Consider the following 16,854-nt stretch of genomic DNA (forward strand, 5'->3'; position numbering starts at 1 on the left):
GTTAATTTTCTGTTAGGAAACGTAGTTAAACCGCCAATCTCTTGTTAACCACTTGTCCCATTTCGGGATTCTCAGCCGAACCCATCCGGCCCATCCATTTCGCCGAATCGGATCAATCGCGACGTCAAAACGGCCGCCTGCCGGTTGACCACCGCTTTCTGATATTCCGGATCGGTAACCATTTCCAAAAATGCACCGCTATTCGGGTAGCGCGCGATGAACGAACTGTCCCATTGCTTGTCATCCGGCCCAATCACCATCGCTTCCATCTTGCCGCGCCAGATAATCGTGCCACCAACCCGCTTGAAAATCGGTCCGCTGGTTTTGCCATATTCCTCATAGGCCCGCACCCCGCTCCAGCCGTGGGCTGCACTGGGATGATCCGCCGGATATTGGGCTGTTTCATGGAATCGCAACAGGTTGAGCATGTTGATCGGCACATCGCGCGGCAGCGCCTTGAACGCATCAAAATGCTCCCGTGTGGGATCCAGATATCGGTCTTCGGCCATCGCCATGCTCTCCTCTAGTCGCAGCTTATTGAAATTGCTTTCTATTCTCGAGCCACTGTTCGCGCGATTGGCCCCAATCGTCAACCCGTGCATCCTGATACGGCTCTGGCAGCCTGGTCGGTCCACGATTGGTCGACCCCACCCGCTCGGCCAATTTGATCGACGCAAGGTTTTCCGGATCGATCGTATGGCAAATATCGCTCCATCCCAGCGTATCGACAGCATAGTTCATGCTCGCCACAGCTGCTTCCAGTGCATAGCCCTTGCCTGCATATTCAGGAGCCACGCCCCAGCCCACTTCCGTGCCGGGCCAGCTGTCAGGATACCAGGGACCAATCCGGCCGATCCACTGGTTGCTGTCTTTCAGGATTAGCGAGAACATCGCATAGCCGCGCACATGCCAAGCACCGACCATAGCGCAGAGATCGCGCCAGCTTTCCGCCTGGCTTTTGACTCCGCCGATGAAGGTCATCGTTTCTGCATCTGATTGAAACGCAGCCCAAGCCGCAAAATCATCACCATTTGGCGGACGCAAGATCAAGCGCTCCGTTTCAATTTTGATATCCTTGATATCCATGGCTTTCCTCCCTTAAGCACCCCTGTTATCATAGGCTTATCGAGAGACAAGCCCTTGCAAAACCGGTGCACTATACCTATAATACAGTTATGGCTAATGTAATTTCTATCCTCATCGGCGGTATCGCCCTTATTCTTGCTTTTGTCGGACTGGTTCCTCTGCTCGGCTGGACCAACTGGCTTATCCTGCCCATTGCTGGCGTCGGCGCTCTATTCGGCCTGATTTCATCACGCAGCAGCGGCATGTATTTCTGCCTGATCGTCATGTGCATCTGTGCCTTTCGCTTGTGGATAGGTGGCGGGATTATCTGACCTCCATCTGCGAAATTCGACACATTATACGCAAAATGGGGGTGAAATTCTGTCGAACCGATTGCTTTGGGCGATAAGCCGAGCCCCTGCCCGGAGCAATCCAAAAAGATTCCTTCTGATCCATCGACCGAATGATAAACTAAAGGCTATCTTGTAGGACAGCATAATTATCAGCGCCCCAAACTAATTTATATTGCCACTCCATCAGCCCGGGCCTAGGCGCAATATTATGACAGGCCAAGCATCCACTAGCCGACTGGGGCTTTTGCAGGCATTTCTTGCGTGCAGCATCTGGGGTGTAATGCCGATTTATTTCAAGCTGTTAGAGAGTGTTGCCCCGCTCGAAGTGGTCGCCCACCGTATCATCTGGTCGGTGCCATTACTTTTGATCATCCTCTATTTCCGCAAAAATCTATCCGGTTTGCGTACCGCTTGGGCACAACCGAAAATACGGGGGCCATTGATGGGCACCGCGCTGCTCATTACCATCAACTGGCTCGTCTATGTCTGGGCCATTCAGGAAGACCATATTCTCGCCGCCAGCCTTGGCTATTTTATCAGCCCCTTGATCAGCGTTTTCCTCGCCAAAATCTTTCTCAAGGAAACGCTGAGCCGCAACCAGTGGATCGCCGTCGGCATCGCTGCCATTGGCGTATCGATTCTGGCGATGGAAGCATGGCAGACCCTGTGGATCAGTCTCGCGCTGGCGGGGTCATGGGGGCTTTATGGCCTGGTTCGCAAAATCGCTGATGTCGGTCCGATTGTCGGCCTGACCATGGAGACCAGCTATCTGTTTCTGCCGTTCCTGTTGTTTATCGGGTGGATTACCTTTGGCAACACCGCGCCAACAACGACCACCCATTTGGGCGACAAGCTGACCATCGATATGCTGCTACTCGGCGGTGCAATGGTCACGGCAACACCGCTGATGCTCTTTGCCGCAGCGGTCAAGAAAATGAAGCTCGGCACGATCGGATTGACCCAATATATCGCCCCAACGCTGCAATTTCTGATCGGAACTTTAGTTTATCGCGAGTCGCTAACGACGTCCCATATCATCTGCTTCATATTGATCTGGATCAGCCTTGCGATATTCTCCGCCGACGCAATTTTCGGCAATGCCCGCAAGAAAGCGGCGGCGACTTAAATCCCTTTAGCCGGCAATTTGCCAACGCAATTCTTGTCCAGCGTGAAAGGGCACGATCGTCGCCCCGCCTGCCTCGATACTGTCCGGCACCGTAATGGCCGAGCGCTGCAAGGTCACCGTGCCTTCATTCAGCGGCAGACCATAGAAATTGGGGCCATGGACCGATGCAAAGCCTTCGAGCATATCGAGCGCGCCCTCTTCCTCAAACACTGTCGCATAGCTTTCCAGCGCATAAGGCGCGTTGAAAATACCCGCGCAACCGCAGGCGGATTCCTTGGCGTGGATTTCATGCGGCGCGCTGTCGGTACCAAGAAAATATTTGGCAGAGCCCGATGTCGCCGCCTTGCGCAGGGCCAGCCGGTGCTGTTCGCGCTTGGCGACGGGCAGGCAATAGGCATGCGGACGGATGCCGCCCTGAAACATTGCATTGCGATTGATATGGAGATGTTGCGGCGTGATCGTCGCGCCGACATTGGGCCCCGATCCGTTCACAAAATCCACCGCATCGGCCGTGGTGATATGTTCAAACACGACTTTCAATTCCGGCAATTGATCGACAATTTTGGACAGGGTGCGTTCGATAAACACGGCTTCCCGGTCGAACACATCGACGTCCGCATCCGTGACTTCGCCGTGGATCAATAGCGGCATGCCGATATCCTGCATCCGCTCCAGCACCGGCATGATATTGGCGACATCCGTCACCCCATGGGCGCTATTGGTGGTCGCATTGGCGGGATAAAGTTTGGCGGCAGTGAACACGCCCTTTTCGAAACCCTGCGCCATATCCTGCGCATCGGAACTGTCCGTCAGATAGCAGGTCATAAGCGGCGTGAAGCCGGGATGGTCGGATGCAGCGGCCAAAATGCGATCCCGATAAGCCTCTGCGCTCGCCGTGTCTGTCACGGGCGGGGAGAGATTGGGCATGACGATGGCCCGCGCAAATTGCCGTGCCGTATAGCTGGCCACTGACCGCAGCATATCGCCATCGCGCAGATGGACATGCCAGTCATCCGGCTGTCTGATGGTGATCTGGTCAGGCGATTGATTCATGGTTCGGGCTTTCTTTTGGCGCTGAGCGTCCCTACCTAATCTGCATGACCGAAACCAGACTTAATGATCGCGCGGTGATCCGCATTTCCGCAACAGACCCAAGCGAAGACTGCCGGGAATTTCTGCAGGGGCTCGTGACGCAAGATATGCAGGCTGTTCAGCCGGGAGCGCCGCAATGGTCGGCCTTGCTGACAGCGCAAGGGAAGGTGTTGTTCGACTTTTTCCTGTGGGCGGATGGCGATGATATCTTGATCGATTGCGAAAAGAATCATGTCGACGCCCTAGCGAAGCGCTTCAAGCTCTATCGTCTGCGCCGGAAAATTGGCATTGAGATAGAAGAGAGTCTCACCGTGCACTGGGCTATTGATGCGGATCATAAGCCCACCGATCCCCGACTTTCTGGACTAGGTTATCGCTGGCTGGACAACAGACAAAAAGACGAAAGTGCTGATGCAGCCTATCAAGCACATCGCCTCTCGTTCGCCGTCACAGAGGGTCAGGCCGAATTGGGCAGCGACAAGACTTTATGGCTGGAATGCAATGCTACCGAGCTAAACGGCGTCAGTTTCACCAAGGGCTGCTATGTCGGGCAGGAAAATACGGCGCGGATGAATTACCGGCAAAAGGTCAATCGCCGCTTGGTTGTGGTTCCGACCGATCAAGCCGACGAAAAGCGTCAGCGGATCGCCTATCCCGATCTCGCGCTGTCGGTTGAACATCGCCGGGTCGACGATATCGTCGACCTTGATCTTCCCGATTGGCTAAAGGCTGCTCTCACCAAGCAGCCGGATTAGATTAGGCCGCGTCGCCTTCTTGCGGCGCTTCAACCTCAGCGGTTTTCGCTTTCACTGTGCGGCGCTTGCGAACTGGTTTCTTTTCCACTTCGACCTGATCACCATCGCTACTCACTCCAATAGACGGCGGCAAGGCACTGGCATCCAGCCCGTTTGATTCGCCATTGGCTTCTGCGGTTTCCGCTGCCGGTTTGCGTGGGCGGCGGGCACGGACAGGTTTTTTCTCGACCTTTACGTTCTCGGATGCTGCATCTGCGCTGTCGCCATCCTCTGCTGCTGCGACTTTCTCACGCTGATCATCCGCTCTGGGGCGACGATCGCGTTGCTGGCGTCCACGGCCGCGTTCTTGACGCTCGCCATCTTCCTGCTCGCTACCATCGCTCACATTATCATTGCGATCATTATTGTGGCCGCGCTGTTCTTCGCGGGCCAGTCGCTGCTCTTCACGGCGTGCCTGGGTATCCGCATTGACGCGGAAATAATGGTCGGCAAACTGATGATAATATTCGGCATTGACGCGGTCACCATTGACCTGGGCATCCTGTGCCATTTTCTTATATTTATCCAGCATCTGCGCTGCATTACCGCGCGCGCGGTTATCGATCCGGTTATCCCGGTCAACACCGCCGCCACCGCGGTTGCCCTGGTTACGATTATTATTATTGTTCCGGCCACGGCGACGGCCGCCGGCCTGGCGATTATTCATCAAAATCTGGGTGTCCTTATACCGTTAATATACTCGGTCTTTCCTGTTACTTAACCGCCCCAAGGACAGTGCTTGCGCTGCAGACAAAATCATCCACAGCAACCCAAGGAAGACAAAAATCACCGGACATCAGCAATATTATCTATTTGGGGGTAGGCCAGCGATTTTGGGGAAATTGCCAGAAATCATCTGGGCCTGAAACATCCTTAGCGCTTTCATAAACCAAAACCAAGCAAATTTTATGAAGAACCTGCCCGGCGCAGAACCAGCAACCGGTCATTACCGCTCAAATCCTGTTTGCATTCAACAGCATAGCGATTTTTTCCCGCCAGTTCAGCAACCATTGCGGCTTGATCAAAGCCGATCTCCAGCAGCGCTGTGCCATTGTCGGACAAAAGCCTGTCCAGCGCCGGGATGATGATCTCATAATCATCCATGCCTCGCGCGCCGGCAAACAGCGCTTGATGCGGTTCATAATCCGCCACTTCGCGCGCCAATGTCGCTTCGGTGGAGACATAGGGTGGATTGGCAAGAATCAGGTCAAATGGTCCATCCAAAGCGTTCGTCCATCCTGCCGCCGTCCAGTCCAACAGCAAAAACCCCGCGCGGTCGCTGAGCCCCAAATTGTCCGCATTATTATGGGCGATCGCTAATGCTCCGGCACTGGCGTCAATGCCAACACCCCGTGCCTTTGGAAATTCTGCTAAAGCGGCGAGCAATAGCGCACCGCTCCCGGTGCCGAGGTCCAAGATCTGCTTGGGCGCATGATCCGCACCGATTTCCACGGCTGTTTCGATCAAAATCTCGCTGTCGGGACGGGGAATCAGGACATCGGCGGACACCTGAAACGGCAGGCTCCAGAATTCCCGTTCACCGACAATATGCGCAACCGGTTCATGCGCTTTGCGACGCTCCAGCAAAGCGGAAAAACCGTCCGGCACATCCAGTTTTGGCAGGTCGAGAAGCAAATCCTGACGGCTGATGCCCAAAAGATGCGCCATCAGCAGTTCCGCATCCAGACGCGGTGTTTCGCTCACAGTTTCCAGTGCCTGCGCCGCTTGCCGCAATGCCGCGGCCATGTCAGCCATCCAGATTGGCAAGCCGGCTGGCTTCATCCTCGGCTATCAGGGCATCGACCATCTCACCCAGGCCGCCGCCTTCGACAATTTCGGGCAGCTTATGCAGCGTCAGGTTGATCCGATGATCGGTCACCCGGCCTTGCGGATAATTATAGGTGCGGATGCGTTCGGAGCGGTCGCCAGAGCCGACCATCGACTTGCGCGCTTCCGCTTCCTCGCTTTGCACCGCATCACGTTCCTGCTCATAGAGCCGCGCGGCCAGCACTTTCATCGCTTGCGCCTTGTTCTTATGCTGCGACTTGCCGTCCTGACACTGCACCACCAATCCGGTGGGTAAATGGGTGATGCGAATCGCGCTGTCGGTCTTGTTAACATGCTGCCCGCCCGCGCCACTGGCGCGATAAGTGTCGATGCGCAGGTCTTCGGTGCGGATATCGATATCGACTTCTTCCGGTTCCGGCAGGATAGCAACCGTCGCGGCTGATGTATGAATCCGCCCGCCGCTTTCTGTTTCGGGTACGCGCTGCACCCGATGCACACCGGATTCGAATTTCAGTTTCGCGAACACACCCTTGCCGTTGATATTCGCGACGACTTCCTTGAACCCACCGACTTCGGACGCATTGGCGGAGATCAGTTCAACCTTCCAGCCTTGTTCATCGGCAAAGCGGCTGTACATCCGATAGAGATCGCCAGCGAACAGCGCGGCTTCATCGCCGCCGGTGCCAGCACGAATTTCAAGCATGGCGGGCCGATCATCGGCGCTATCCCGCGGCAACAGTTTCAGCGCGAGCGCATGCTCCGCTTTTTCGAGTGCTTTCTTGACATCGTCGACTTCATCGGCGGCCATCGCCTTCATCTCGGCATCATCACCGGCGAGCATTTCTTGCAGCCCCGTCTGCTCGTCGCGCAGGCGCTGAACCTCGGCTGCAGCCTCGGCTACCGGTTCGATCTCGGCATATTCCTTGGAGACCTCGACAAATTTATCGCCGTCGAGATTGCCAGAAGCCATCATCGCCTGCAGCTCGGCAAAGCGCGCTTCGATCTGGGCGATGCGTTGGGGGGTAATCGTGGTCAATCAAGGTCTCCCAACGCTTCAACTGCCGACTCAAGTTTCTCACTGTTTGAATTTACGTCATCAAAAATACTCGCTAGTTGGATCTCCCTAGCCTCTTCAATGACTTCATCCATTGTCAATTCGGATTGTTCACCGGTAGCAAGATTTTTAAACTGCACCTTGCCGGATGCCAGTTCATCTTCACCAATGATGATAACAGCCATAGCTCCTGCCTGATTGCTTCGAGCCATCCGTTTCTTAAACTTACCGCTTCCAAAAATCTCACAGGAAAAATCAAAATTGCGAAGCTCATTTGCCACCGCCAAGGCTTTGGATGTTGCCTCCTCACCCATCGGTAGGACTGCAAGTTCCAGTGGATCAATCTCAACCTGATCCAACAACATGCCCAACCGCTCAATACCAGCTGCCCAACCGACAGCAGGGGTCGCTGGCCCACCCAAGGATTCAATCAAGCCATCATAACGCCCACCGGCCAGCACTGTACCCTGCGCACCCAGACGGTCGGTCACAAATTCAAACGCGGTATGACGATAATAGTCAAGGCCGCGCACCAGTCGGCTGTTGCGCGTCCATGCCACACCGCAGGCATCCAGCCCCTCGGTGACCTCGGCAAAAAACTCTTTAGCCTCATCCGACAGATAGGCATCAATCTCCGGCGCGCTGTCAGCGATCGGACGATCCTGTCGCTCTTTGCTGTCGAGGATACGCAGCGGATTGCGTTCCAACCGGTCCTGGCTATCCTTGGACAAGTCGGCCTTATGCGCCCGAAAATGTTCGACCAGAGCGTCGCGCCACGCATCACGGCTTTCCGCGTCGCCCAATGTATTGAGCTGTAAGGTCACGCCGTCTGATATGCCGAGCTCGTTCAAAAGCTGATCGGCAAAACAAAGCAATTCGACATCTGCCGCCGCCTCACCCGCGCCGATAATTTCGGCATCGAGCTGGTGGAACTGGCGATAACGCCCCTTTTGCGGGCGCTCATAACGAAATAGCGGGCCGTGGGCAGATAATTTCATCGGCGCATGTTGCTGCCAGCCATTGGTCAGAAAGGCGCGCGAAATTCCGGCGGTAAATTCGGGGCGTAAGGTCAGGCTGTCGCCGCCGCGGTCCTCAAAGCTATACATTTCCTTGGACACGACATCGGTGGTTTCGCCCAATGACCGGGCAAAAACAGCCGTCGGCTCAAACACCGGCATCTGTACGCCCTTAAACCCGTAGAGGCGGCGCACGCGCTCAAACGTTTCCACCACATGCTGGAAACGCTCTTGATCTTCGCCAAATATATCCTGCGTGCCGCGCACTGGCTGCGGCGTTTGTATTTTTGCCATCATGGTCCTTTTATCTGCAGGCGCTTTAGCCGGTGATGCGCAAAAGCGAAAGATGGCTTGTTTCTATTGCCAATATTGACGCTTTTCTTAACCGTCCACTGGACGCAGCCGCCAAAAAGCGTCATTCAGCACAGAAGAACAGTTACGAAGCCACGTTACAGGGGATAAAGTTAGTATGCGTCTGGTTGCACTTTTGGGCCTGTTTTCGGCCCTGTCTTTCGTTTCGCCTGTCACCGCCGCTTCAGCCGCCATGCCAGACAATCTCAGCAAGCCGACCTATATCGCTGCTGAAGACACGATTACCAAAGCACGGGATATTGCCTTCCCTGGCACAATGCAGTTGGAAGTCGATGCCCGCGACAATGTGCAGGGTATTTTCCGTATCACGCAGACAATACCGGTGGCTGAGGCCGGAAGGCTGACCCTGCTCTACCCGGAATGGTTGCCAGGCAATCATGCCCCGCGCGGCGAGATTGAGAAGCTAGCGGCACTGCAATTTACCGCAAACGGCCAAAAGCTCGACTGGGTCCGCGATGATATGGATGTCTTCGCTTTTCATCTCAACGTGCCGGAAGGCGTGTCGGAAATCATCGCCAAATTTCAATTTACCTCAGCCACTACCGGCAGTCAGGGCCGTATCGTCATGGCGCCGTCCATGCTCAATCTCCGCTGGCATCAGGTTTCCCTTTACCCCGCTGGCTATTATGTTCGGCGCATTCCAGTGGAAGCCACGGCTATTTATCCTGCTGGTTGGCGCGCCGCCAGCTCCATGCGCCCCAAAGCGCGGCAACCGAAAACCGATACTCTCAATCGCGTGGTCTATCGAAAAACCGACTATGACACGTTGGTCGACAGCCCGGTTTTTGCCGGTAAAAATTTCCAGACCCACCGTTTGAGCCGCAGGGTGCATCTGAATATCGTCGCCGATGATGCAAAATATCTCAAACCCAAAAAAACACATATCGCCAAGCACAGCAAATTGGTGCGCGAGTCAGAGGCACTGTTCGGCAGCCATCCTTATGACCGCTATGACTTCCTGCTCGCCCTGACCGAAGAAATGGGCAGCATCGGAATTGAGCATCACCGCTCTTCGGAAAATGGCGTGAACCGCGAATATTTCACCAAATGGAATGATGGACCCGGTCGCCGGAACCTGTTGCCGCACGAAATTGTCCACGCCTGGAACGGCAAATATCGCCGCCCCGCCGGCATGTGGACGCCCGATTTTCGTGAGCCGATGCGCGACAATTTGCTCTGGGTTTATGAAGGCCAGACACAGTTTTGGGGCTATGTCCTCGGCGCGCGTTCCGGCCTTTTTTCCAAACAGGACACGCTGGATGCCATTGCCGCCATTGCGGCGGGCATGGACCTGCGCGTGGGCCGTCAATGGCGCCCGCTTATCGACACGACTCATGATCCGATTATTGCCGCGCGCAAACCCAAACCGTGGAGCAGTTGGCAGCGGCAGGAAGATTATTATAACGAAGGCCTGCTCATCTGGCTGGAGGCCGATGGCATTATCCGCCGCGAATCGGGGGGCAAGAAATCACTCGAAAATTTTGCCCGCACCTTCTTCAAGGGCAAGAATGGGGATTATGGTGTGGTCACCTATGAACTGTCCGATGTCATCGAGGCGTTAAACGCCGTGCAGCCCTATGATTGGGCCGGATTCATCCAGGAACGGGTTTATCAGACAACAGATGAAGCACCCAAAAAAGGCCTGACCCTAGGCGGCTATAAACTGGTCTATAATGCCACGAAGAGCGATTTTATCAGCGCCAATGATAAACGCCGTAAACAGCTCGACCTCAGCCACTCAATCGGTATGGTCGTCAGCGACAAGGGAGCTGTCAAAGCGGTCATGTGGGACGGTCCGGCGTTCAAGGCCGGCCTGAAAAATGGCCTCACCATCACGGCCGTGAATGGCAAGGCCTATACAGCCGAGATGTTGACCCAAGCGATCGAAGAAAATCGCGGCAAATTGAATAAAATTGAGATTTTTGCGAAATATGACGACCAATATAGCAATTTTATGGTCGATTATTCAGGCGGGCTTCGCTATCCGCACCTTGAAAAAATAACGGCAGACGAAACTGCTGGAGAGGGTGGCCAAATTGAAGGGGGCATTGACCGGCTTTTAAAGCCAAAAACCAGATAATAGGACCATAACCTATGGACATCACCCAAATTCCCATCGGCGATAACCCGCCCGAAAGCCTCAACGTCATTATCGAAGTTCCCGTTGGCGGCGAGCCGGTAAAATATGAATTTGATAAGGCATCCGGTGCGCTTTTTGTTGACCGGATCCTCCATACGCCAATGCGCTATCCTGCTAATTACGGCTTTATTCCGCATACTCTGTCCCCTGATGGTGATCCTTTAGACGCGCTCGTCGTAGCGCGCTCGCCATTCATGCCGGGCTGTGTTGTGCGTTGCCGTCCGATTGCTGTGCTCAATCTGGAAGACGAACATGGCGGCGATGAAAAGCTGCTCTGTGTCCCGATTGATGCGACTTTCCCATATTATCGCGCCATCGGCGAAGGCGGCGACCTGCCCGAGATCGTCATGCAGCAGATCGAACATTTTTTCACCCATTACAAAGACCTTGAGCCTGAAAAATGGGTCCGTGTCGGTAAATGGGGCGATGCCGAAGAAGCCAAACGGGTTGTACTTGAAGCTATCGAATTGGCGAATTCGAAAAAATGAATGAATTGCATCTCACGGTCGGATTGGCGCTAATCGCCAGTCTGACCGCTTGCGCCACGCCTGAAACACGGGTGCGCAACGGCTTAATGAGTGCGGGCCTGTCCAAACCGATTGCCAGTTGTATGGCGGACCTTATGGTTGACCGCCTATCCTACGCCCAAATGGATAAGCTCAGCCGCCTCGACAAACTGCGCAAACGCGATCCCGGTGATATAAGCGTCAATGAATTTGTGAAACGGACCAAGGCGTTGCAAGATCCGGAGATACTTGGCGTGGTTACTTCATCCGGTCTGGTATGCGCGATAAAATAGGCCCGCTCTAAAGGTTTATGGCCCGACAAACCCTTTCAGAAATTTTGCTACAACTGGGCTCTTTTGAATTTCTGCTGCGGACAAGGCGTTACTCCACCAGAGACTTTCGTTGTTCGCCAGCAAGATGAGGGTGAGTTTCTGCTCAGGTATTTTGAGATAAATGGCTGAATAGCGGTCCGGTTCCCATCCTGAATGCCAAAAGAGACGTTTGCTCTGCCAGTCCTGCACAAACCAGCCCCAGCGATAATCTCCGCGAGGCGGTAATTTGTCATCGGAGAATATCTGCCCCATCCATTCGGGTGACAGCAGTTTCCCGGAATCGAGCGCGATATCAAACTGGGCAATATGTCTCGCGCTGGCTCTAATGCCGGCAGCCGCGCGAAAATCATCATCCGAGTGACTGGCTTTGATATCGCGGCCATCCTCCTGAACGGTAAATGGCGGTGCCAGCAGCCTGAGCGCTGAGCCCCCATCCGGATCATGCCAACCCAGAGCGACATTTTCCATGCCCGCCTTCTTCAGGACATTGTCCCGAACAATAGCGCGCAACGGCCGCCCGCCTGCCCCTGCAATTGCGCGATCAATGCGCGCATAGGTCATCGGATTATAGACGAAGGCTGATCCCGCCGCCCCATTGACCCGCATGTTAAGGCTGTCCGACAGCGACAATTTGCGCTCACAATCCACTGGTTCAATGGTCGTCCCATCACTGTCTTTACCGCCGCCGCCAAATGGAATGCCGGAGGTCGAAAACCATCCGCAAAAATCCGCCCAGCGCGAATCGTTTGCCAACAGCCAATCGAGATAGAGTCCGCCCTTGTCCGCTTCAGCCAATATCGCGGTGGCAGCAATGGGCTTTGTGACCGACGCAATCCCGAAAGTCGTGTCCATGGTCGCTGGCACATCGCCCTCATCATCCGATGTTCCCAAAGCCTGTTCCCAAACAATCTCGCCATCTTTGACGATCACCGCCGTCAACGCCCGAATGGATTGCTCTTTGCGAAAATCGGCGAGGAATGAACCAAATTCTTGATAGCTTTCCATGTCAACCTTCTCCGAAGCCGATACTGTGTTACCCAGAGGTAACATTACGGTGATCAGGGATATGAAAATACCTCTCAGCAGGCCCTTGCCAGTCATCGAATATCCTCTTTCGCCAATGGGGGAATGAAAATCGCAGTAAGCGCATAATTACATGGTTGCTCAGAGAAGCAACAAATATCATAAATCAGGGTGGAAATCGCCAGCTGACTGTGCTTTAGCCCTCCGCAAGACTCGCTAACTGAATATATAAGAAAGGCGCTGCACCGTCCCATGAACATCCATGAATATCAGGCCAAAGAAGAACTCGCCAAATATGGCATTGGCATTCCAGCAGGCTACGCGGCACTGACCGTTGAAGAAGCAGTCGCAGCAGCCGAAAAACTGCCTGGACCGCTCTATGTGGTGAAGGCGCAAATCCATGCTGGCGGACGCGGCAAAGGCAAGTTCAAAGAACTCAGCGCGGATGCCAGTGGCGGTGTGCGTCTATCCAAATCGGTCGACGCGGTGCGCGAAAATGCCACCGAAATGCTCGGCAACACACTCGTCACCATCCAAACCGGTGATGAAGGCAAGCAAGTCAACCGGCTCTATGTGACCGATGGCGTCGACATTGAGGAAGAATATTACCTCTCCATGCTGGTCGACCGGGCAACCGGCCGCATCGCGATGATCGTTTCCACCGAAGGCGGCATGGACATTGAAGATGTCGCGCATAACACGCCCGAGAAAATCAAGACGATCACGATTGATCCCGCCCAGGGCTTTATGCCGCATCATGGCCGATCGATGGCTTTTGCTCTTGGCCTTTCCGGTGATCTTAACAAGCAGGCACAGAAACTCGGCAAACAGCTTTATACCGCGTTCACCGACATGGACTGCGAGATGCTGGAAATTAACCCGCTCGTGGAAACCAAAGACGCGCAGTTGCTCGTGCTCGACACGAAAATGAGCTTTGATGGCAACGCGTTGATGCGCCACCCCAATCTGGTGGAACTGCGCGATGTGACCGAAGAAGATCCGGCTGAAGTCGAAGCGTCCAAATATGACCTCGCCTATATTAAATTGGACGGCAGCATCGGTTGCATGGTCAATGGTGCTGGTCTCGCGATGGCGACGATGGATATCATCAAGCTCAACGGCGCGTTCCCTGCCAACTTCCTCGATGTAGGCGGCGGCGCGACGACGGAAAAAGTCACCGCAGCCTTCAAAATCATCCTGGCTGATCCAGCGGTCGAAGGCATTTTGGTCAATATCTTCGGCGGCATCATGAAATGCGACATCATCGCTGAAGGTATCGTCACCGCAGCCAAAGAAGTCGATCTTTCGGTTCCACTCGTAGTCCGGCTCGAAGGTACCAATGTTGCCAAGGGCAAGGAAATATTGGCGAATAGCGGTCTGCCGATCGTATCTGCTGATGACCTCGGCGATGCTGCGAAGAAAATTGTTGCGCAAGTGAAAGACGCCGCCTGAACCGCTGCATAGGCACAAAGTACAGCTATGCAGAGCGTGTCTGATCACGCATGCTGCGCCGCAACATCGATATTTGACGTTTACGTGAACGTAAGCTAAGACGTTTGCAAATATATAAAGAAGGAAACAGCAATGAAAATCCTGGTGCCCGTCAAACGGGTCATAGATTATAACGTAAAACCGCGGGTTAAATCCGACGGCAGCGGCGTTGATCTCGCCAATGTCAAAATGTCGATGAACCCGTTCGACGAAATCTCTGTCGAAGAAGCGATTCGCCTCAAAGAAGCCGGCAAGGCAGAAGAAATCATCGCCGTTTCGGTTGGCCCGCAAAAGGCACAGGAAACTCTCCGCACCGCACTCGCCATGGGCGCAGACCGCGCGATCCTGGTGATGACCGACGATGAAGTCGAGCCATTGGGCGTCGCCAAAATCCTCGCCAAGATTGTCGAAGAAGAAGCACCGAAACTCGTCATCTGCGGCAAACAGGCCATTGATGACGATTCAAACCAAACCGGCCAAATGCTCGCAGCATTGCTCGGTTGGGGTCAGGGTACGTTTGCCAACACCGTCGACGTTGACGGCGATAGCATCGAAGTGAAGCGTGAAATTGATGGCGGCCTACAGACGGTCAAGCTCAGCTTACCTGCCGTGGTCACCACCGACCTGCGCCTCAATGAGCCGCGCTATGCGTCGTTGCCGAACATCATGAAGGCCAAGAAAAAGCCGATGGATGAGAAAACACCGGCTGATTATGGTGTCGATATTGCGCCACGCCTCACCACAACCAATGTAACCGAGCCGCCTGTCCGTCAGGCCGGTGAAAAGGTTGAAGATGTGGATGCGCTGGTCGCGAAACTTAAAGCTGTAGGAGCCATCTGATGAAGACTCTTGTACTCGTAGAACATGACAACACGAACATGAAAGACGCGACGCTGGCCGTTGTCACCGCCGCGTCGCAACTGGGCGAAGTCCACGCATTGGTCGTCGGCTCTGGCTGTGCCAGTGTTGGTGAGCAAGCTGCAAAAGTCGCTGGCGTTGCCACCGTGCATGTCGCCGATGATGCCGCACTAGCCAATCAGCTTGCTGAAAATGTCGCGCCATTGGTTGCTAGCTTGATGGAAAGCCATGACGCCTTCCTCGCGCCTGCCACCACCACCGGCAAGAATATAGCACCGCGCGTCGCTGCCTTGCTCGACGTGATGCAGATTAGCGACATTCTTTCGGTTGAAAGCGAAGACACGTTCACCCGGCCGATTTATGCCGGTAACGCGATTGCCACGGTTAAATCATCGGATGCCAAGAAAGTCATCACCGTGCGCGGTACGGCTTTTGACAAGGCCGCCACCGAAGGCGGTTCTGCTTCCATCGAAGGCGTGACCGGCGCAGGCGAATCCGGGCTTTCATCATTTGTGAGCGAAGAAATCGCCAAGTCCGAACGTCCCGAACTGACCTCCGCCAAGATCATCGTATCCGGCGGCCGTGCGTTGGGCTCTTCCGAGAAATTCGAAGAAGTCATCACGCCATTGGCCGATAAACTCGGTGCCGGCATCGGTGCTTCTCGTGCTGCAGTTGATGCGGGCTATGTCCCCAATGATTATCAGGTCGGCCAAACCGGCAAAATCGTTGCTCCAGAAGTCTATATCGCGATCGGCATTTCCGGCGCGATCCAGCATCTGGCGGGCATGAAAGACTCCAAGACGATCGTCGCGATCAACAAGGACGAAGACGCCCCGATTTTCCAGGTGGCCGATATCGGACTGGTCGCCGACCTGTTCAACGCCGTACCGGAGTTGACCGAGAAGGTTTAAGCCCTTCGATAAATGGGATATATTTATCCCATTTGACAGTTTCAGACCCCGGCGTGAAAGCGCCGGGGTTTTCTGTTAGGACCATATAATGTTTCGAATGCTATCCTTATTGCTCTTATTCGCTTCCACTGCAATGCCAGCCAATGTTCAAGCTGAAGTCTATCGCCCCCTGTCTCCGTGGAATATCCATTATGGTGAAGCGGCATGTGATCTGAAACGCATATTCAAAGGTGAAAAGGGCGAAATCCAGCTTCAGATTTCTCAATCTTTTAGTCTTCGCGGAGCAAGTTTTTATCTCGTCATGCCACCGATCAGCAAAAAGCGATACTGGGAAGAAGACGTTGATTTCTTGATCGAAGAGACAGGAGCAGAACTTCAGGAAAAGGGCTATTTCTTGAGAATTCGAGACGAGAATCTACTGATCTGGCAGGTTTATGGTTTCGATATCGATTTTCTCGAAAACCTTCCAGACAACGTGACGTTGAGATTGAAAAGCAAGCAATACCCGGAAGTGGCTCTCAAACTCACGGGCATGCAATCTATCGACGATGCTTTGGATCAGTGTCAACGAAATCTCTATGATATGTTCGACCTAGACTACAACCAAGTCGAGGCGCTTTCAAAGCTTCCTAGACCTAAAGGCAATCCCGGGCGATGGGCGATGGCCTCTGACTACCCCACAGAAGCACTTAGAAAAGATCAAGAAGGTTTGGTTCGATTCATGCTGGAGATTGATCCTGACGGGCAGCTTGAAAAGTGCGTGATATTGAAATCTAGTGGTCACCAATCTCTTGATGATCAAACGTGCAAAGTTCTGAAAAAACGCGCAGGCTTCGATCCCGCTCTTGACAAGGACGGCGAAAAGGCAGCCAGCACTTGGATATCAGCGGTGAATTGGCAAATTCCCAAGTGATCGCACAGATCGGCTAACCA

Annotated in this window: 18 protein-coding genes; 10 read left to right on the forward strand and 8 right to left on the reverse strand. The window is 54.1% G+C overall.

The genetic code is table 11. The features are described 5' to 3' along the window. Positions 1-71: 71 nt before the first annotated feature. Complete coding sequence (locus tag ABJM21_RS05570) at positions 72-509, reverse strand: DUF1330 domain-containing protein (RefSeq protein WP_348300216.1); 438 nt, start codon at positions 507-509, stop codon at positions 72-74. Between the two features lie 25 nt (positions 510-534). Continuing rightward, positions 535-1,086, reverse strand: coding sequence for a GNAT family N-acetyltransferase (locus tag ABJM21_RS05575; protein ID WP_348300215.1), 552 nt, complete (start codon positions 1,084-1,086; stop codon positions 535-537). A gap of 89 nt (positions 1,087-1,175) precedes the next feature. Here ABJM21_RS05575 and ABJM21_RS05580 point away from each other — a divergent pair, with 89 nt between their 5' ends. Next, positions 1,176-1,397, forward strand: coding sequence for a hypothetical protein (locus tag ABJM21_RS05580; protein ID WP_348300214.1), 222 nt, complete (start codon positions 1,176-1,178; stop codon positions 1,395-1,397). 229 nt (positions 1,398-1,626) lie between these two features. Next, a complete protein-coding gene (gene rarD, locus ABJM21_RS05585; RefSeq protein WP_348300213.1) occupies positions 1,627-2,544 on the forward strand; it encodes an EamA family transporter RarD in 918 nt (305 codons plus the stop codon). Positions 2,545-2,550: 6 nt separating this feature from the next. On the opposite strand, the gene pyrC is transcribed toward rarD, so the two are convergent. Further along, complete coding sequence (pyrC, locus tag ABJM21_RS05590; RefSeq protein ID WP_348300212.1) at positions 2,551-3,597, reverse strand: dihydroorotase; 1,047 nt, start codon at positions 3,595-3,597, stop codon at positions 2,551-2,553. 44 nt (positions 3,598-3,641) lie between these two features. Between pyrC and ABJM21_RS05595 the strand changes: the two genes are divergently transcribed. Then, positions 3,642-4,391, forward strand: coding sequence for a folate-binding protein (locus ABJM21_RS05595; protein WP_348300211.1), 750 nt, complete (start codon positions 3,642-3,644; stop codon positions 4,389-4,391). A gap of 1 nt (position 4,392) precedes the next feature. Here the strand turns inward: ABJM21_RS05595 and ABJM21_RS05600 are convergent, their stop codons facing one another. The 4 genes from ABJM21_RS05600 to hisS form a co-directional block, all read right to left on the reverse strand. Then, positions 4,393-5,100 carry a DUF4167 domain-containing protein gene (locus ABJM21_RS05600; protein ID WP_348300210.1) on the reverse strand — a complete coding sequence of 236 codons (708 nt, stop codon included), beginning with the start codon at positions 5,098-5,100 and terminating at the stop codon, positions 4,393-4,395. 236 nt (positions 5,101-5,336) lie between these two features. After that, positions 5,337-6,176 carry a peptide chain release factor N(5)-glutamine methyltransferase gene (gene prmC / locus ABJM21_RS05605; RefSeq protein WP_348300364.1) on the reverse strand — a complete coding sequence of 280 codons (840 nt, stop codon included), beginning with the start codon at positions 6,174-6,176 and terminating at the stop codon, positions 5,337-5,339. Between the two features lies 1 nt (position 6,177). Next, positions 6,178-7,254, reverse strand: coding sequence for a peptide chain release factor 1 (prfA, locus tag ABJM21_RS05610; protein ID WP_229954830.1), 1,077 nt, complete (start codon positions 7,252-7,254; stop codon positions 6,178-6,180). Continuing rightward, the gene (hisS, locus tag ABJM21_RS05615) at positions 7,251-8,582 is read right to left on the reverse strand and encodes a histidine--tRNA ligase (protein ID WP_348300209.1); all 1,332 of its coding nucleotides are present in this window, start codon (positions 8,580-8,582) and stop codon (positions 7,251-7,253) included. Before hisS ends, prfA begins: the two co-directional genes overlap by 4 nt. 175 nt (positions 8,583-8,757) lie before the next feature. On the opposite strand from hisS, the gene ABJM21_RS05620 reads away from it, so the two are divergent. Genes ABJM21_RS05620 through ABJM21_RS05630 form a run of 3 tightly spaced genes read left to right on the forward strand, consistent with a single transcriptional unit; the run spans position 8,758 to position 11,599 of the window. Then, positions 8,758-10,740: a peptidase M61 gene (locus ABJM21_RS05620; RefSeq protein ID WP_348300208.1), complete on the forward strand. Its 1,983-nt coding sequence runs from the start codon at positions 8,758-8,760 to the stop codon at positions 10,738-10,740. A gap of 14 nt (positions 10,741-10,754) precedes the next feature. Further along, on the forward strand, positions 10,755-11,288 hold the full coding sequence (gene ppa / locus ABJM21_RS05625; RefSeq protein WP_348300207.1) for an inorganic diphosphatase: 534 nt from the start codon (positions 10,755-10,757) through the stop codon (positions 11,286-11,288). Next, positions 11,285-11,599 (forward strand): hypothetical protein, encoded by a 315-nt coding sequence (locus ABJM21_RS05630; protein WP_348300206.1) that lies wholly within the window; start codon positions 11,285-11,287, stop codon positions 11,597-11,599. Before ppa ends, ABJM21_RS05630 begins: the two co-directional genes overlap by 4 nt. A 15-nt stretch (positions 11,600-11,614) precedes the next feature. Here the strand turns inward: ABJM21_RS05630 and ABJM21_RS05635 are convergent, their stop codons facing one another. Beyond that, the gene (locus ABJM21_RS05635; RefSeq protein ID WP_348300205.1) at positions 11,615-12,739 is read right to left on the reverse strand and encodes a serine hydrolase domain-containing protein; all 1,125 of its coding nucleotides are present in this window, start codon (positions 12,737-12,739) and stop codon (positions 11,615-11,617) included. Between the two features lie 174 nt (positions 12,740-12,913). Here ABJM21_RS05635 and sucC point away from each other — a divergent pair, with 174 nt between their 5' ends. The 4 genes from sucC (at position 12,914) to ABJM21_RS05655 (ending at position 16,834) form a co-directional block, all read left to right on the forward strand. Next, complete coding sequence (sucC, locus tag ABJM21_RS05640) at positions 12,914-14,113, forward strand: ADP-forming succinate--CoA ligase subunit beta (RefSeq protein ID WP_348300204.1); 1,200 nt, start codon at positions 12,914-12,916, stop codon at positions 14,111-14,113. A gap of 132 nt (positions 14,114-14,245) precedes the next feature. Next, positions 14,246-14,992 carry an electron transfer flavoprotein subunit beta/FixA family protein gene (locus ABJM21_RS05645; protein ID WP_348300203.1) on the forward strand — a complete coding sequence of 249 codons (747 nt, stop codon included), beginning with the start codon at positions 14,246-14,248 and terminating at the stop codon, positions 14,990-14,992. Continuing rightward, positions 14,992-15,921 carry an electron transfer flavoprotein subunit alpha/FixB family protein gene (locus ABJM21_RS05650; RefSeq protein WP_348300202.1) on the forward strand — a complete coding sequence of 310 codons (930 nt, stop codon included), beginning with the start codon at positions 14,992-14,994 and terminating at the stop codon, positions 15,919-15,921. Before ABJM21_RS05645 ends, ABJM21_RS05650 begins: the two co-directional genes overlap by 1 nt. Before the next feature lie 88 nt (positions 15,922-16,009). Further along, entirely contained in the window at positions 16,010-16,834 is an 825-nt protein-coding gene (locus tag ABJM21_RS05655; RefSeq protein WP_348300201.1) for an energy transducer TonB, read from the forward strand. Positions 16,835-16,854: the final 20 nt, after the last annotated feature.

It is taken from the genome of Parasphingorhabdus sp., assembly GCF_039977335.1.
Taxonomy (GTDB): Bacteria; Pseudomonadota; Alphaproteobacteria; order Sphingomonadales; family Sphingomonadaceae; genus Parasphingorhabdus.

What these genes read in the sequence shown, in the direction of transcription:
- ABJM21_RS05575 (WP_348300215.1), bottom strand. Translation starts at nt 1,086, where the DNA reads ATGGATATCAAGGATATCAAAATTGAAACGGAGCGCTTGATCTTGCGT.
- sucC (WP_348300204.1), top strand. Translation starts at nt 12,914, where the DNA reads ATGAACATCCATGAATATCAGGCCAAAGAAGAACTCGCCAAATATGGC.
- ABJM21_RS05645 (WP_348300203.1), top strand. Translation starts at nt 14,246, where the DNA reads ATGAAAATCCTGGTGCCCGTCAAACGGGTCATAGATTATAACGTAAAA.
- prmC (WP_348300364.1), bottom strand. Translation starts at nt 6,176, where the DNA reads ATGGCCGCGGCATTGCGGCAAGCGGCGCAGGCACTGGAAACTGTGAGC.
- rarD (WP_348300213.1), top strand. Translation starts at nt 1,627, where the DNA reads ATGACAGGCCAAGCATCCACTAGCCGACTGGGGCTTTTGCAGGCATTT.
- ABJM21_RS05570 (WP_348300216.1), bottom strand. Translation starts at nt 509, where the DNA reads ATGGCCGAAGACCGATATCTGGATCCCACACGGGAGCATTTTGATGCG.
- ABJM21_RS05620 (WP_348300208.1), top strand. Translation starts at nt 8,758, where the DNA reads ATGCGTCTGGTTGCACTTTTGGGCCTGTTTTCGGCCCTGTCTTTCGTT.
- pyrC (WP_348300212.1), bottom strand. Translation starts at nt 3,597, where the DNA reads ATGAATCAATCGCCTGACCAGATCACCATCAGACAGCCGGATGACTGG.
- ppa (WP_348300207.1), top strand. Translation starts at nt 10,755, where the DNA reads ATGGACATCACCCAAATTCCCATCGGCGATAACCCGCCCGAAAGCCTC.
- ABJM21_RS05635 (WP_348300205.1), bottom strand. Translation starts at nt 12,739, where the DNA reads ATGACTGGCAAGGGCCTGCTGAGAGGTATTTTCATATCCCTGATCACC.
- ABJM21_RS05655 (WP_348300201.1), top strand. Translation starts at nt 16,010, where the DNA reads ATGTTTCGAATGCTATCCTTATTGCTCTTATTCGCTTCCACTGCAATG.
- ABJM21_RS05630 (WP_348300206.1), top strand. Translation starts at nt 11,285, where the DNA reads ATGAATGAATTGCATCTCACGGTCGGATTGGCGCTAATCGCCAGTCTG.
- ABJM21_RS05580 (WP_348300214.1), top strand. Translation starts at nt 1,176, where the DNA reads ATGGCTAATGTAATTTCTATCCTCATCGGCGGTATCGCCCTTATTCTT.
- hisS (WP_348300209.1), bottom strand. Translation starts at nt 8,582, where the DNA reads ATGGCAAAAATACAAACGCCGCAGCCAGTGCGCGGCACGCAGGATATA.
- ABJM21_RS05595 (WP_348300211.1), top strand. Translation starts at nt 3,642, where the DNA reads ATGACCGAAACCAGACTTAATGATCGCGCGGTGATCCGCATTTCCGCA.
- ABJM21_RS05650 (WP_348300202.1), top strand. Translation starts at nt 14,992, where the DNA reads ATGAAGACTCTTGTACTCGTAGAACATGACAACACGAACATGAAAGAC.